The organism is Microbacterium marinilacus (assembly GCF_019753765.1).
GTDB classification, from domain to species: domain Bacteria; phylum Actinomycetota; class Actinomycetes; order Actinomycetales; family Microbacteriaceae; genus Microbacterium; species Microbacterium marinilacus.
The window spans coordinates 254280-269228 of record NZ_JAIJZW010000001.1 but is presented as its reverse complement, the minus strand read 5'-3'; the positions used below and the strand labels follow the sequence as shown (position 1 = coordinate 269228).

Here is a 14949-nt window from a genome sequence, read left to right as displayed (position 1 = left end):
CCCCGCGATGGACAGCACGACGTTCGCCGGCGTCGGCATCGGCCTGGGCGTCGCCCAGGGACCGGTGGCGCGGATGGCGGAGCGCGCGCCCGCCCCGGCGGACGCGGCCAGCGAGCGCAGCGCGGAGGAGGAGGCCGGGCGCGTGCGCGAGGCCGTCGCCGCCGTCGCCGCGGAGCTGAACCGACGCGCCGACTCGGCCGGCGGCTCCGCGCGCGACGTGCTCGAGGCCCAGGCGATGATGGCCGAGGACCCGTCCCTCGAAGAGGCCGTGCAGTCGCGGCTCGACGACGGCAAGACGGCCGAGTGGGCCGTGCACGACGCGTTCGCGGAGTTCCGCACGACGCTCGAGGCCGTGGGCGGCTACCTCGGCGAGCGCGCCGCCGACCTCGACGACGTCGCGGCGCGCGTGGTCGCGCACCTGCGCGGGGAGCCGGCGCCCGGCGTGCCGTCCCCCGGGCACCCGTTCGTGCTGGTGGCGCCCGACCTCGCGCCCGCCGACACGGCTCTGCTCGACCTCGACCCCGAGTCGCCCAACCGGGTGCTCGCGCTCGTCACCACCGACGGCGGGCCGACGTCGCACACCGCGATCCTCGCGCGCGAGAAGGGCATCGTCGCCGTCGTCGGCACGACGGACGCGGCGGGGCTCGCCGACGGCGACGTCGTGATCGTCGACGCCGCCGCCGGTGCCGTGATCGCTCACCCGGACGACGCGCAGCTCGCCGACGCACGGGGGCGTGCCGAGGCGCGTGCCGCGGCCGAGAAGGCCCCCGTCACGCCGGGCGCGCTCGCCGACGGCACGGCCGTCCCGCTGCTCGCCAACCTCGGCAACTCCGCCGGCGCCGCCGAGGCGCTCGAGCTGGGTGCCGAGGGCGTGGGTCTGTTCCGCACCGAGTTCCTCTTCCTGAGCGCCAAGGAGGCGCCCACGGTCGACGAGCAGCGCGCGGAGTACGCGAAGCTGCTGAGCGCGTTCCGCGGCAAGAAGGTCGTGGTGCGCGCGCTGGACGCCGGCGCGGACAAGCCCCTCGCCTTCCTGAACGACGCCGAGGAGGACAACCCCGCCCTCGGACTGCGCGGGCTGCGCGCGCTGCGCGCGAACGAGCAGATCCTGCGCGACCAGCTCACGGCGCTCGCCGAGGCGAACGCGGACGCCGGCGCCGACCTGTGGGTCATGGCGCCGATGGTCGCGACGGTCGAGGAGACGGAGTACTTCACGTCGCTCGCGCGCGAGCTGGGCATCCGGACCGCGGGCGTGATGGTCGAGGTGCCCTCGATCGCGCTGCTGGCCGACCGGGCGCTCGCGCACACCGACTTCGCGTCGATCGGCACGAACGACCTGACCCAGTACACGATGGCGGCCGACCGCCTGCTCGGGTCCGTGGCGACGCTGCAGGACCCGTGGCACCCCGCGGTCCTTCGCCTGATCGAGCAGGTCGGCGCCGCCGGCGAGAAGCACGGCAAGCCCGTCGGCATCTGCGGCGAGGCGGCCGCCGACCCGCTGCTCGCGGTCGTGCTCGTCGGCCTCGGCGCGACGACGCTGTCCATGGCGCCCGCGGCCCTGGCCGACGTGCGCTACTCCCTCGGCCGCCACACCGCCGACGACGCCCGCCGCATCGCGCGGGCGGCGCTCGACGCCGACGACGCGGCGGGCGCCCGCGCGGCCGCCCGGTCGGCGGCCGATCCCGCGTCCTGACCTCCCTCCCCTCCTCACCTGGACCGGGCGTCCGCAGCGGACGTCCCGCACACATCGAAAACACAGCAGAAAGTCGAGTCATCATGAGTGACACAGCGACCGCGGCGAAGGCGCCCGGTTCCGTTCGAGTGGGCGTGCAGAAGTTCGGCACGTTCCTCTCCGGCATGATCATGCCGAACATCGCGGCGTTCATCGCCTGGGGCCTGCTCACCGCCTTGTTCATCCCCGACGGCTGGCTCGGCAGCAACAGCCCCATCGTGGCGTGGCAGTGGGCCGACTCCGCCATGCTCGGCGGCGGCACCCTGGCCGACGGCACCGAGGCCACCGGCCTCGTCGGCCCGATCATCACCTTCGTCCTGCCGCTGCTCATCGCGTTCACCGGCGGCAACATGGTCTTCGGCCACCGCGGCGGCGTGGTCGGGGCCCTGGCCGCGCTCGGCGTCATCATCGGCGCGGAGGGCACCGTGATGTTCCTCGGCGCGATGATCGCCGGCCCGCTCGCCGCGTGGATCCTGAAGCAGGTCGAGCGGCTCTGGGAGGGCAAGATCCGAACCGGCTTCGAGATGCTGGTCAACAACTTCTCGGCCGGCTTCATCGGCTTCTTCACCGCGCTCGCCGCGTTCTTCTGGCTCGCGCCGGTGATGAAGTGGGTCACCGAGCTGCTCGGCGGCGTGGTCGGCTGGCTGGTCGACACGGGCCTCATCCCGCTCGCGAGCATCATCGTCGAGCCGGCGAAGGTGCTGTTCCTCAACAACGCCATCAACCACGGCGTGTTCACCCCGATCGGCAGCGCCCAGGTCGAGGATATGGGCCGCAGCCTGCTGTTCCTCGTCGAGGCGAACCCCGGCCCCGGCGCCGGCCTGCTGCTCGCGATCGCGGTCTTCGGCGTCGGCGCGGCACGCGCGACGGCTCCGGGAGCCCTGGCCATCCAGTTCCTCGGCGGCATCCACGAGGTGTACTTCCCGTACGTGCTGGCGAAGCCGATCCTCATCGTCGGCCTCATCGCGGGCGGTGCGTCGGGCGTGCTGACGAACGTCATCTTCCAGTCCGGCCTGGTCGCCCCGGCGTCCCCCGGCTCGATCTTCGCGGTGCTGGTGCAGACCGCGCCCGGCAGCCACCTCGGCGTGATCCTGTCCGTGCTCATCTCGGGGGCCGTGACGTTCCTGATCTGCGCCGCGTTCCTGCTCGCCAGCCGCAAGCGCGACCTGGCGGCCGACGCGGCCGGCGGCGACGGCTTCGCCGACGCCGTGGCGCGCACCGAGGCCAACAAGGGCAAGTCGTCGGCCGCGCTCTCCGGTCTCACCGGTGGCGCGACCACGACCCTGACGGCGCCGGCGCGGACGATCGAGCGCGTCGTGTTCGCCTGCGACGCCGGCATGGGCTCGTCGGCCATGGGCGCGAGCGTGCTGCGCAACAAGTTCAAGGCCGCCGGAATCGAGGGCGTGAACGTCACCAACAAGGCCATCGCCGCGCTGGACGGGAAGGCCGACCTGGTCGTCACGCAGCAGCAGCTGACCGATCGCGCCAAGCAGCGCGAGCAGTCGGCCGTGCACGTGTCGGTGGACAACTTCATGAACTCGCCGCGCTACGACGAGATCGTCCAGCTGCTGCTCGCGCAGCGCACCGAGGGCGACGCGGCAGACGCAGGCGGCGTGCCCGAGGCCGCTCCGGCCACCCGGGCCGAGGCGCGCGCCGCCGCCGCGGAGACGACGGGCGGCGACGACGACCGCGTCCTGAGCCTCGGCAACGTGCGCATCCACGAGGGGGCCGTCAGCCGCGAGGAGGCCATCCGCGAGGCGGCGGACCTGCTCGAGGCGACCGGCGCGGTCACCGGCGCCTATCACGACGCGATGCTCGCCCGCGAGCAGACCGTGTCGACCTTCATGGGCAACGAGCTCGCCATCCCGCACGGCACCAACGACGCCAAGGACGCGGTGCTCGCCTCGGCGCTCACCGTGATCCGCTACGACGGCGGGGTCGACTGGGACGGCGACCGGGTCACGTTCGTGGTCGGCATCGCCGGCCGCGGTGACGAGCACCTGAGCCTGCTGCAGAACGTCGCACTGCTGTTCTCGGACGAGGAGCAGGTCGCCGAGCTGAAGAAGGCCCAGACCCCGGAGGAGCTGTTCGCGCTGCTCCGTTCGGTGAACGAGGACTGAGAGGAAGGATCCGGATGACCAAGGCGGTGCACTTCGGTGCAGGCAACATCGGGCGAGGCTTCGTGGGGCTGCTGCTGCACGAGGGCGGCTACGAGGTGGTGTTCTCGGACGTGGCGGCGGCGCTGGTCGACGCGATCAACGACGTCTCCGAGTACACGGTGCACGAGGTGGGCGAGGGCGGACGGGACCGGGTCGTGACCGGGTTCCGCGCCATCGACAGCGCCGCCGATCCGGAGGGCGTGGCGGCGGAGGTGGCGACGGCGGACGTCGTCACCACCGCCGTCGGCCCGACGGTGCTGCGCTTCATCGCGCCGCACATCGTCGCGGGTCTCGCGCTGCGCGAGCCCGACGCGCCGCCGCTGCAGGTCATGGCCTGCGAGAACGCGATCGGCGCGACCGACACGCTCCGGGAGCACATCCGGGAGCAGGCGGGCACCGCCTGGGACGCGCTGTCGGCGCGCGCGGTGTTCGCCAACACCGCCGTCGACCGCATCGTGCCGGGCCAGCCGGAGGGCGGCGGCGTCGACGTCACGGTCGAGCCGTTCTTCGAGTGGGCGATCGAGCGGCATCCGTTCGGCGACACCCCGCCCACGATCCCCGGCGCGCACTTCGTCGACGACCTCGCGCCGTACATCGAGCGCAAGCTGTTCACGGTGAACACCGGCCACGCCACCGCCGCCTACCTCGGCGCGCGGGCGGGCCTCGAGCGGATCTCGGACGCGCTCGCCGACGAGGCCGTCGAGGCAGGCGTCGCCGCGGCGCTCGAGGAGACCTCGGCGCTCCTGGCCGCCAAGCACGGTTTCGACGCGGCCGACCTGGCCGGGTACCGCGCCACGATCCTCGGCCGCTTCCGCAACCCGGCCCTGCCCGACACGGTGCGGCGCGTCGGGCGGCAGCCGCTTCGCAAGCTGTCGCGCCACGAGCGCTTCGTGGGCCCGGCGGCGGAGGCGGCCGAGCGCGGCCTGCCGGTCGACGGCCTCCTGGCCGCGATCGGTGCGGCGCTCGCCTTCCGCGACCCGGAGGACGAGCAGGCGGTCGAGCTGCACCGGCTGCTCGCCGAGCTCGACGCGCCGTCCTTCACCGAGCAGGTGACGGGCCTCGAGCCCTCCCACCCGCTGTTCGCGTCGATCGTGGGCGCCGTCGAGCGGGCCCAGTCGGCCTGACCCCTCGCGCCTCGTGGGGCGGCGGCCGCCGCTCCACGAGGCGCGCAGCCGCTGCCTCCGCGCACCCACCCGGTAGGCTCGTGTCCCTGAGCGTGCGGGAGGACGGATGAGCGGGCAGCGCGTCGTGCCGGTTCGCGTGCGCATCCTCGCGGCGATCCTCGTCGTCACCGCACTCGGCCTGCTCTCCGCCGGCTCCGTCGCCTACCTGCTGCAGCGCGGGCGCGAGATCGCCGAGATCGACGAGGAGCTGATGCAGGAGCTCGACGACGTGCGGCTCGTCGTCTCGGGCGGCGGCGCCGACGTCACGGGCGACCGCTCGGATCTGGACGTCCGCTCCCCCGCCTTCGCGACGACGGCGGAGCTCATGCACGAGATCGTCCGCACGGTCACACCGGGGATCCATGCCAGCGCGGTCGGCATCGTCGACGGCGAGGCGGCCTTCGTCCCGGGCGTCGCCACCCCGTTCCCGCTCACCGACCCGGGCTTCGTGAGCGCGATGGTCGAGGCGACCGGCGGAGAGCGCACCATCATCGGCACCACGGACGGCCCCGACGAGCGCTCGCTGCGCTACATCGCCGTGCCGGTCGGCCTGACGGGGTCGGACTCGACCGGGCTGTTCGTCTCCGCGGTCGACGTCGACGGGCGCCTGCAGGACCTGCACGGGGTGATGACGATCTTCTGGTGGGTCGCCGGCGGCGCGCTCGTCATGGTCGGCCTGGTGGGCTGGTTCGTCGCCGGCCGGCTGCTCTCCCCCGTCCGCGAGCTGCGCGACACCGCCGCGCGCATCACCGCCACCGACCTCGGCGAGCGCATCCCCGTCGCGGGCAACGACGACCTGTCCGAGCTGACGCGCACGATCAACGAGATGATCGCTCGGCTCGACGAGTCGTTCCACGGCCAGCAGCGGCTGCTCGACGACGTCCGCCACGAGCTGTCCACACCGCTCACGATCGTGCGGGGCCACCTCGAGCTGGTCGACCCGCACGACCCGGAGGACGTCGCGCAGGCCCGCGAGGTCGCGCTCGACGAGCTCGACCGGATGTCTGGCCTGGTCGCCGACATCGCCGCCCTCGCCGACGCGGAACGCGCCGCGATGCACCGCCCGGGACTGACGCGCGTCGACCGGCTGACGCGCGAGGTGTTCGAGAAGCTGCGCGTGCTGCCCGGTCACGACTGGGCGCTGGAGGCGGCCGGGCACGGGACGGCCGTGCTCGACGCGTCCCGCGTCACGCAGGCGTGGCTGCAACTCGCAGACAACGCGGCGAAGTACGCCCCGGCGGGCAGCCGCATCGGGATCGGCAGCGACCGCCTGGACGACGCGGTGCGGTTCTGGGTGCGCGACGAGGGCCCTGGCATCCCGCCCGAGGCGCATGAGCGGATCTTCGAGCGCTTCGGCCGCGCCGACGAGGCCCGCGGCGTGGCGGGCTCGGGGCTCGGGCTGTCGATCGTGCTCGCCATCGTGCGGCAGCACGAGGGACGCGTCGAGGTCGAGTCCGCGCCCGGCCGTGGCGCGCTGTTCCGGATCGAGATCCCCCTGCGCCAGCAGGCCGACCCTCCGACGGAGGCCGCATGACCAGCATCCTGATCGCCGAGGACGAGGCGCGGATCGCGCGGTTCGTCGAGAAGGGCCTGCGCGCCGCGGGTTACCGCACCACCGTCGCGGAGCGCGGCGACGACGCCCTGGCACTGGCGACGAGCGAGGACTTCGATCTCGTCCTGCTCGACGTCGGGCTGCCGGGCATCGACGGCTTCACGGTGCTGCGACGCCTGCGCGCGACCGGCGTGTCGACCCCCGTCGTCATGCTGACCGCCCGCGGGTCGACCGAGGACATGGTGCGCGGGCTCGACGACGGCGCGAGCGACTACGTCACGAAGCCGTTCCGGTTCGACGAGCTGCTCGCCCGCGTCCGGGCCAGGGTGCGGGAGTCGGGGGCGCCCGGCGGCGGCGATCCGACGACGCTCGCGCACGGCGGCGTCGTGCTCGACCTGCGCACACGCCGCGCCGAGGTCGACGGCGCCTACGTCGAGCTCTCCACCCGGGAGTTCGAGCTCGCCGAGACGTTCCTGCGCTCGCCCGATCAGGTGCTCTCGCGCGAGCAGCTGCTGAGCCGCGTCTGGGGCTACGACTTCGACCCCGGGTCGAACGTCGTCGACGTGTACGTGCGCTACCTGCGCGCGAAGCTGGGATCGGACCGGATCCAGACCGTGCGCGGCTCGGGGTACCGCTTCACCGGCTGATCCGTCCCGTTCCGCGGCCTCCGCGCCCCGCAGGGAGCAGCGGGAGTCGAGAAAGCGAGATGAGAGTCCTCTCATCCTGGTTTCATCGTCGTCTTCGCGGCGCTCGCGAGGCTGGTTCCCGAACGAAGGGAATCCGCCGTGACGATCCGCATTGTCCTCTACTCGCACGACTCGGTCGGCCTGGGGCACATCCGCCGCAACCTGGCCCTGGCGCACGCGCTCACGGAGGGCCTCCACGCCGAGCTCGACGAGCCCGTCACCGGACTGCTCGTGGCCGGGCGCCCGGAGGCCACGGAGTTCCCGGCCCCGCCGGGATGGGACTGGCTCATCCTGCCCGGGGTGCGGCACTCCTCCGGCGGATACGCCGCGCGCACCCTCGACGTCGAGCTGGGCGCGCTCACCGCCCTGCGCGGCCGAGCGTTCGCCGCCACCCTGACCGCGCTCGAGCCCGACCTGGTCATCATCGACCGGCACCCCCTCGGCGTGGATCGCGAGCTCGAGCACGCGCTGCACCAGCTGCGAGCGCGCCGCCCGGGCTGCGCCGTGGTGCTGGGGCTGCGCGACGTGCTCGACGCGCCGGACGTCGCGCGCGCCGAGTGGCGGGCGGCGGGCGGCGCACGCAACCTGCGACAGCTGTTCGACGCCGTGTGGGTCTTCGGCGACCCCCGCGTGCACGACGCGGTCACCAGCGGCGAGCTGCCGCCCCGGCTGCGCGGTCTCGCGCGGCACACGGGCTACCTCTCGACCGGCCGCGCCGTCGGCGCGGAGCGCTCGGCGGCGGAGCCGTTCGTCCTCACCACGGTCGGCGGCGGCGCCGACGGGCTGCAGCTCGCACTCGCCGCCGCGGCCGCCGAGGTGCCGGAGGGCCACGCGCACGTGGTCGTGACCGGTCCCCAGATGCCGCCGGCCGACCACGCCGCCGTGACGGCGGCGGCACGGCCCGGCACGCGCGTGGTCCATCGCGTCGCCGACGTCCTGGCGCTCGCCCAGCGCGCGGCCGCCGTCGTGTGCATGGGCGGCTACAACACCGTCAGCGAGGTGATGAGCACCGCGACCCCGGCGCTCGTCGTGCCGCGGATCGCGCGACGCAGCGAGCAGCGCATCCGCGCCGCGGCGCTGGCGCGTGCCGGCGCCGTCGACACCGCCCTCCCGGGCGACATCGACGCCGAGACGATCGGCGCCTGGTTCTCGGCCCGCGTCGGCACCCGCGTCGCGCGCAGCGGCATCGACCTCGCGGGCCTCTCCGAGGTGCCGCGTCTCGCCGCCGAGCTGGTCGGTCAGGCCCGCGACGGAGGTGAGCGCGTTGCGATCTGAGCCGCGCCGCATCGGCTACGTCGTCAAGGTGTACCCGCGGTTCTCCGAGACGTTCGTCGTCACCGAGATCCTCGCGCGCGAGGCGGCGGGAGAGCACTTGACGGTGTTCGCGCTGCGCCCGAGCGACGATCCGCGGTTCCACCCGGAGCTCGCGCGCGTCCGCGCGGAGGTCCGCTATCTGCCTCGCCCGACCCGCGTCGCGGCGCTGTGGGAGGCGCTGGGCGCCGCCGCGAGCGCGCCGTGGCTGCGCGACGCGGTCGGTGCCCGCCTCGACGAGCTCCTGGCGGTCGATGCCGCCGACGCGATCGCCGCCGTCGCCCTGGCGCGTCAGGTGCGCGAGGAGCGCATCTCCCACCTGCACGCGCACTTCGGCTCCTCCGCGACGACCGTGGCCCGGCTCGCGGGACTCCTCGCGGGCGTGCCCTACTCCTTCACCGCCCACGCGAAGGACCTGTTCCACGAGTCGGTCGATCCCGCCGATCTCGAGCGCAAGGTGCGCGACGCCGCGTTCGTCGCCACCGTCAGCGCGTTCAACGTGCGTTTCCTGCACGCCCTGCTCCCCCACCTGGAGGACCGCGTGAGACTCGTCTACAACGGCCTGGAGCTGGACCGCTTCCCGTATCGCCGACCGGCGGCGATCGGCCGCCCGCTGCGCATCCTCGCGGTGGGCAGGCTGGTCGAGAAGAAGGGCTTCGCGGTGCTGCTCGACGCTCTGGCGCTCCTGCGTGCCGACGGGGTGGATGCGGTGCTCGACCTCGCCGGCGGCGGTGAGCTCGACGCCGCGCTGCGAGGGCAGGCCGCGGGGCTCGGGCTCGACGACGCCGTGCGGTTCCTCGGCCCGGTGCCCCAGGACGACGTGGCGCGGCTGCTCGACAGCGCCGACGTCTTCGCAGCGCCCTGCGTCGTCGGCGCCGACGGCAACGCCGACGGTCTGCCGACCGTGCTCCTCGAGGCCATGGCGACTGGGGTGCCCTGCGTGTCGACCGCGGTGACGGGCATCCCCGAGGTGATCGTCGACCGCGAGACGGGCATGCTGTGCGCCCCGGGCGACGCGGGACAGCTCGCCGAGGCGCTGCGGGCCCTGGCGACCGGCGAGGTCGACGGCTCCGCTCTCGCGACCCGCGCACGTCGCCTCGTCGAGCGGAGGTTCGACGCGCGCCTGCTGGCCCGGAGGCTGGCAGAGCTCACCTGCGGGCCGCGCGAGCACGCATCCACGACGAACGAGCCGGTGAAGGAGATGGTGTGATGCGAATCGCCTACCTGTGCGCGGATCCGGGCATCCCGGTGCTCGGAGACAAGGGAGCGTCGATCCACGTGCGCCAGATCGTCCGCGCGTTCGTGCGCCGCGGCGACGAGGTGACGATCTACTGCACGCGTCGGGACGGCGCGCCGGGCGACGAGGCCTCGGCGCCGGCGCGCGCCACCGAGCACGGCCTCGACGGCGTGCGCATCGTCGAGGTGCCCGTGCCCCGCGTTCCCGCGGCCGAGCGCGAACGCGCCGTGGCGACGGCGGCCGCGGAGCTCGCCCGTCTCGCCGCCGAAGACGGGTGCGACCTGGTCTACGAGCGCTATGCGCTGTTCTCCGACGCCTCCGCACGGCTGTCCGAGGCGTCGGGAGTGCCGTCGATCGTCGAGGTGAACGCCCCGCTCATCGACGAGCAGCGCACGTACCGCACGCTCGTCGACGAGGCGACGGCGCGGCGGGCCACCGCCCGTGTGCTGGCCCGTGCGACCGTGGTCGCCGCCGTGTCGGCTCCCGTCGCCGCGTGGGCGGAGGAGCACGGTGCGGCGCGCGCGGTCGTCGCTCCCAACGGCGTGGACACCGCGGCCTTCTCCTCGGCGACGCACGCCTCGGCGGGCCCGCTGCGGGCGTGCTTCGTCGGATCGCTGAAGCCCTGGCACGGGGTCGACGTGGCGATCGACGCGATGGCCGGGCTCGGCGGCGTCGAGCTGACGGTCGTCGGCGAGGGCCCCGAGCGTCCCGCCCTCGAGGCACGCGCCCGTCGGCGGGGAGCGGACGTCCGCTTCACGGGTGCGGTGCCGAGCGGCGACGTGCCCCGGATCCTCGCCGGCATGCACGCGGGGCTCGCCCCCTATCCGCCGCACGCGGGCGAGTACTTCTCCCCGCTGAAGGTGTACGAATACCTCGCCGCCGGCGTGGCCGTCGTCGCATCCCGGGCAGGCCAGGTGCCGTCCATCGTGACCGACGGCGCGACGGGACTGCTGGTCGCCCCCGGTGACGCCGCGGAGCTGCGGGCGGCGCTCGCCCGGCTGCGCGACGACCGCGCGCTCGCCTCGAGGCTCGGCGCGTCCGGACGTGCGACGGCCCTCGGCCGCCACGACTGGAGCGTCGTGCTCGACGGCATCCTCTCTCGCCTGCCCGAGGCGGTGCGGGCATGAGCCGCGCCACGAGGCGGGGCGGCACCGGCCGTTCGCTCCGCACGACGTTCTCGATCGCCCGTCCCCACCTGCGCGGCCACGGCCTGCTGATCGCGGGCGGGATGGCCACGCTGCTCGTGGAGGTCGTGCTGCGCGTCCTCGAGCCATGGCCCATCAAGGTCGTCGTCGACGCCGTGAGCGTGAGTCTCGGCGCCGACTCGGGCGCGACCGCGGGCCTGCCCGCGGCGACCGTCCCCCTGCTGCTGGCATGCGGCGTCCTGCTGCTCGGCCTGGTCGGGCTGCGCGCGATCGCGCAGTACTGCTCCACGATCGCGTTCGCGCTCGTGGGCTCCCGCGTGGCGACCGCCCTGCGCGCTCGCGTCTTCGCGCACCTCCAGTCGCTGGGCCTCGGCTATCACTCCCACGCGAAGGCCGGGGACACGGTGCAGCGGGTCATCGGCGACATCGGACGCCTGCAGGAGGTCGCGGTGACCGCCGGCCTGCCGCTCGTCGGCAACATCGTCACGCTGGTGGTCCTCTCGGTCGTGATGCTGGTGCTCGACCCCCTGCTCGCCGTCGTGGTGCTGCTGGCGGCCGGCGCGTACCTGCTGCTGTCGCGCCGCGGCGCACCGCGCATCACCGCTGCCGCGCGCTCCACCCGTCGCAGCGAGGGCGACCTCGCGAACACCGCCGCCGAGACGCTCGGCGCGATCCGCGTCGTGCAGGCCTACGGCCTCGAGGGGCAGCGCGCCGAGGCCTTCGACCGCGGCAACGCCCGGGCGCTGAGCCAGGGCGTCAAGTCCCGCCGGCTCGCCGCCGCGCTCGAGCGCAGCACCGACGTCATCGTCGGCCTCGCGCTCGCCGTGGTGCTCGTGGCCGGCGGGTGGCGCGTGATCGACGGCGCGATGACGCCGGGCGACCTCGTCATCTTCACGATGTACCTGAAGATCGCGCTGCGACCGCTGAAGGACCTCGCGAAGTACACCGGCCGCATCGCCCGCGCCACCGCCTCCGGCGAGCGCGTCGCCGAGCTGCTCGAGGAGCGCGTGGACATCGCCGACCGGCCGGGGACGCCGCCGCTCGGTCCCGTCAGCGGCGACATCCGCTTCGACGCCGTCACCGTCGACGACGGTCACGGGAGACGGCTGTTCGACGAGCTCACACTCGACATCGCCGCGGGCGAGACCGTGTGCCTGCTCGGCCCGTCGGGGGCCGGCAAGAGCACGCTCGCCGGGCTGCTGACGCGCACCTCCGACCCGTTCTCGGGAGCGGTCCGGATCGACGGCGTCGACGTCCGCGACGCGACGGTCTCGAGCGTGCGCGGCAGCGTGACCGTCGTGCTGCAGGAGTCGGTGCTGTTCGCGGCCAGCGTGCGCGACAACATCCGGGCCGGACGGCCGGACGCCTCCGATGCCGACGTCGAACGCGCCGCGCGCCGCGCCCTCGCCCACGACTTCGTCACCGCCCTGCCGCGCGGGTACGACACCGTGCTGGGCGGCCGCGGCGACACGCTGTCGGGCGGTCAGCGGCAGCGCATCGCCATCGCGCGGGCGCTGCTGCGGGACGCCCCGATCGTCGTGCTCGACGAGGCGACCACCGGCCTCGATCCGGCGGCACGCGCCGCGGTGGCCGCGTCGATCGCCGAGCTCACCCGCGGACGGACGACCCTGTCCGTCACGCACGACGCGACCAGCGTGCGGGACGCCGACCGGATCGTGTGGCTCGAGGACGGCCGCATCGTGGAGGACGGGACCCCCCGGTCGCTGCTCGCCGACCCCGGATCGCGCGTCGCGGCATGGTTCCGCGAATCGCTGCAGGAGGCATCATGACCGCCGCCGTCCCGAGCGCCCTCGCCGCGCTGACCGCGCCCCACGACCCGGCCCTGCCGGAGCTCGGCGCGCTGCTCGATCCCGTGCGCCGCGCCGACCTGATGGGCGCTCCGACCGAGGTCGTCCGGGTGCGCTGGAAGCCGGGCTCGAGCGTCGTGATCGCGCTGCGGGACTCGTCCGGCGGCTTCGCGGGCTGGCCCCACGGGCTCGGATGGGTCGTCTCCTACGCCGACGCGGTCAAGCTCCCGAAGACCCGGCGGCGGGCCGCCGCCGTCGGCGCCCCGACGATCCGTCTGGGGGAGACGACGGTCGCGGGGCCGGCGCACGGCGACCGGCTCCTCGCGCCGCGCGTGCGGACGCTGCTCGACGAGCGCCCCGACCTGATGGGCGGCTCCACGGCCCTGCGATACAACCCCCACCGCCGCCTGCTCCTGCGCGCCGGGGGCGACGTCGTCCGCCTCTCTGCGCACGGCTCGCGCGGCGACGAGGTGGCCGCGCGCCTCGCAGAGCTGGATCTGCCGGTGCTGGCGCCGCGCGCGCTCGCTCCCTCCGTCTCGTCCACGCCCTGGTGGGGCGACGGCGACCTCGCGGTCTGTCCCGATCCCGTGGCGGCGCGGCACGCCGGGGCCGCGCTCGCCCTCCTCCACTCCAGCGACCCCGCGGTGGCCCCGGGCCGGCGGATCGATGCGGGCGAGATCGCGCGGGCGGCCGCGGCCGCGGTCTCCCGGCTCCTGCCGCCGCTCGCGGCGCGCGCGCGCCGCGCCGCGGAGCGCCTCGCGACGGCGCCGGCGACGCCCGCCGTCCTCGTCCACGGCGACTTCTCGCCGGACCAGGTGCTCACCGACGGGCGCCGCGTGCGTCTCATCGACTTCGACCGCGCCGCGGCGGGGCCCGCCGAGGCGGACCTCGGGTCGTTCCTGGCCACGGGGGGCTCCCCCGCCCTCGTCGACGGATATCGCGACGGCGGCGGGCGCGTCGACGAGGCGGCGCTGCGGGCATGGCGGGCTCTGGCCGAGCTGCAGCGAGCGGTGGAGCCCTTCCGCGCGGGCGCGAGCGACTGGCCCGACCGTGTGGCGTCCGCACTGGCACGGTGCGAGGAGGGCATCGCATGAGGCTCCCCCGCACCGTCACGTGGCACGGCGAGTCGTGGCGCGTCGCCCGCGCGTGGCCGGCGCGCGGGACGGATGCGCCGGTGCCCGTCGAGCTGCGGCGCGGCGACCTGGTGCGTGGCGCCCATTGGGGGCCGGGCGAGGGGCTCCAGGCGCTGCCGGAGGGCGTCGATCCCCGCCTCCCCGGCCTGACGGCTGCGCTGCGCCGGGGGCGTCTGGTGAGCCATCGCCCCGGGCGGCGCGCGGTCGTGCGGGTCGGAGCCCCCGCTGACGGCGCAGGAGGGACGGCCCGCTCCTACGAGAAGGTGGTGCGCCCGGGCCGTGCCGCCGCCCTGGTCGAGGCGCACCGCCGAGGCGCGGTCTTCGCCGACGCCTTCGTCGTCGGAGAGGCGCGGCTGCTGTCGGACGACACCGTCAGCTTCGCCGCGCTCCCCGGGGCCTCCGTCCACGAGCTCGGCCGCACCGCGGACGACGGCGAGTGGCATCGCCTGTGGGCGACATGGGCCGATGCCTGGCCGGCGGCCGTCGCGTCCGCGCCGGTCGGCGACTGGCCACGGCACGAGGTCTCCGACGAGTGCACGGTGCTCGAGACGTGGGCCGGCCACGCGGCGTCGGCGACCGACGGCCGCCTCACCGCCGACGCGCTGCAGGCGACCGCCCGACGGATCGGCGACCGGCTGCGTGCGCTGCCGCGGGTGCGGGCGGTCGTGTCGCACCGTGACCTGCACGACCAGCAGCTGCTCTGGGACGCCGACCGCGGCCTCGCGCTGATCGATCTCGACACGAGCGCCCTCGCCGACCCGGCCCTGGACCTCGGCAACCTCGCGGCGCACGCCGATCTCGCACGGGCCCAGGGCCGGTGGACGCCCGAGCGCGCCGCGACGGCGGGCGAGGCGATCGCGCAGACGGCCGACGCGATCGAGGTCTCGCCGGAACGACTGGACGCGTGGCGGACGGCCGCACGCTTCCGGGTGGCCTGCGTGCACAGCCTGCGACCAGACGGGCGTGCGGTCGCGGAGCACGAGCTGCGCACGCTCGTCGCCGAGCACACGAGAGACGGAGGATGAC

11 protein-coding genes are annotated in these 14949 nt (G+C 74.9%); all 11 read left to right on the top strand.

Annotated features, from left to right (window positions below; translation table 11 throughout):
- Nucleotides 1–7: 7 nt before the first annotated feature.
- Nucleotides 8–1690: a phosphoenolpyruvate--protein phosphotransferase gene (gene ptsP, locus K5S26_RS01250; RefSeq protein ID WP_221855242.1), complete on the top strand. Its 1683-nt coding sequence runs from the start codon at nt 8–10 to the stop codon at nt 1688–1690.
- A gap of 83 nt (nt 1691–1773) precedes the next feature.
- Nucleotides 1774–3849: a PTS mannitol transporter subunit IICBA gene (locus K5S26_RS01245; protein ID WP_221855241.1), complete on the top strand. Its 2076-nt coding sequence runs from the start codon at nt 1774–1776 to the stop codon at nt 3847–3849.
- Between the two features lie 14 nt (nt 3850–3863).
- A complete protein-coding gene (locus K5S26_RS01240) occupies nt 3864–5012 on the top strand; it encodes a mannitol-1-phosphate 5-dehydrogenase (protein ID WP_221855240.1) in 1149 nt (382 codons plus the stop codon).
- Nucleotides 5013–5118: 106 nt separating this feature from the next.
- Entirely contained in the window at nt 5119–6585 is a 1467-nt protein-coding gene (locus K5S26_RS01235; RefSeq protein WP_221855239.1) for a sensor histidine kinase, read from the top strand.
- Entirely contained in the window at nt 6582–7250 is a 669-nt protein-coding gene (locus tag K5S26_RS01230; RefSeq protein WP_221855237.1) for a response regulator transcription factor, read from the top strand. Before K5S26_RS01235 ends, K5S26_RS01230 begins: the two co-directional genes overlap by 4 nt.
- 138 nt (nt 7251–7388) lie before the next feature.
- The gene (locus K5S26_RS01225) at nt 7389–8564 is read left to right on the top strand and encodes a glycosyltransferase family protein (RefSeq protein ID WP_221855235.1); all 1176 of its coding nucleotides are present in this window, start codon (nt 7389–7391) and stop codon (nt 8562–8564) included.
- The gene (locus K5S26_RS01220) at nt 8554–9810 is read left to right on the top strand and encodes a glycosyltransferase (RefSeq protein ID WP_221855233.1); all 1257 of its coding nucleotides are present in this window, start codon (nt 8554–8556) and stop codon (nt 9808–9810) included. The genes K5S26_RS01225 and K5S26_RS01220 overlap by 11 nt, the downstream gene beginning before the upstream one ends.
- Nucleotides 9810–10964, top strand: a complete 1155-nt coding sequence (locus K5S26_RS01215; RefSeq protein WP_221855232.1) for a glycosyltransferase family 4 protein — start codon at nt 9810–9812, stop codon at nt 10962–10964. The genes K5S26_RS01220 and K5S26_RS01215 overlap by 1 nt, the downstream gene beginning before the upstream one ends.
- Nucleotides 10961–12772 carry an ABC transporter ATP-binding protein gene (locus K5S26_RS01210; RefSeq protein WP_221855230.1) on the top strand — a complete coding sequence of 604 codons (1812 nt, stop codon included), beginning with the start codon at nt 10961–10963 and terminating at the stop codon, nt 12770–12772. The genes K5S26_RS01215 and K5S26_RS01210 overlap by 4 nt, the downstream gene beginning before the upstream one ends.
- Nucleotides 12769–13884: a phosphotransferase family protein gene (locus tag K5S26_RS01205; protein WP_221855229.1), complete on the top strand. Its 1116-nt coding sequence runs from the start codon at nt 12769–12771 to the stop codon at nt 13882–13884. Before K5S26_RS01210 ends, K5S26_RS01205 begins: the two co-directional genes overlap by 4 nt.
- Nucleotides 13881–14948 carry a phosphotransferase gene (locus K5S26_RS01200; protein ID WP_221855227.1) on the top strand — a complete coding sequence of 356 codons (1068 nt, stop codon included), beginning with the start codon at nt 13881–13883 and terminating at the stop codon, nt 14946–14948. The genes K5S26_RS01205 and K5S26_RS01200 overlap by 4 nt, the downstream gene beginning before the upstream one ends.
- Nucleotide 14949: the final 1 nt, after the last annotated feature.

Excerpts from the sequence above, each read along its gene's own strand:
- K5S26_RS01215 (WP_221855232.1), top strand. The coding sequence starts at position 9,810 with ATGCGAATCGCCTACCTGTGCGCGGATCCGGGCATCCCGGTGCTCGGA.
- K5S26_RS01230 (WP_221855237.1), top strand. The coding sequence starts at position 6,582 with ATGACCAGCATCCTGATCGCCGAGGACGAGGCGCGGATCGCGCGGTTC.
- K5S26_RS01205 (WP_221855229.1), top strand. The coding sequence starts at position 12,769 with ATGACCGCCGCCGTCCCGAGCGCCCTCGCCGCGCTGACCGCGCCCCAC.
- ptsP (WP_221855242.1), top strand. The coding sequence starts at position 8 with ATGGACAGCACGACGTTCGCCGGCGTCGGCATCGGCCTGGGCGTCGCC.
- K5S26_RS01210 (WP_221855230.1), top strand. The coding sequence starts at position 10,961 with ATGAGCCGCGCCACGAGGCGGGGCGGCACCGGCCGTTCGCTCCGCACG.
- K5S26_RS01235 (WP_221855239.1), top strand. The coding sequence starts at position 5,119 with ATGAGCGGGCAGCGCGTCGTGCCGGTTCGCGTGCGCATCCTCGCGGCG.
- K5S26_RS01245 (WP_221855241.1), top strand. The coding sequence starts at position 1,774 with ATGAGTGACACAGCGACCGCGGCGAAGGCGCCCGGTTCCGTTCGAGTG.
- K5S26_RS01200 (WP_221855227.1), top strand. The coding sequence starts at position 13,881 with ATGAGGCTCCCCCGCACCGTCACGTGGCACGGCGAGTCGTGGCGCGTC.
- K5S26_RS01240 (WP_221855240.1), top strand. The coding sequence starts at position 3,864 with ATGACCAAGGCGGTGCACTTCGGTGCAGGCAACATCGGGCGAGGCTTC.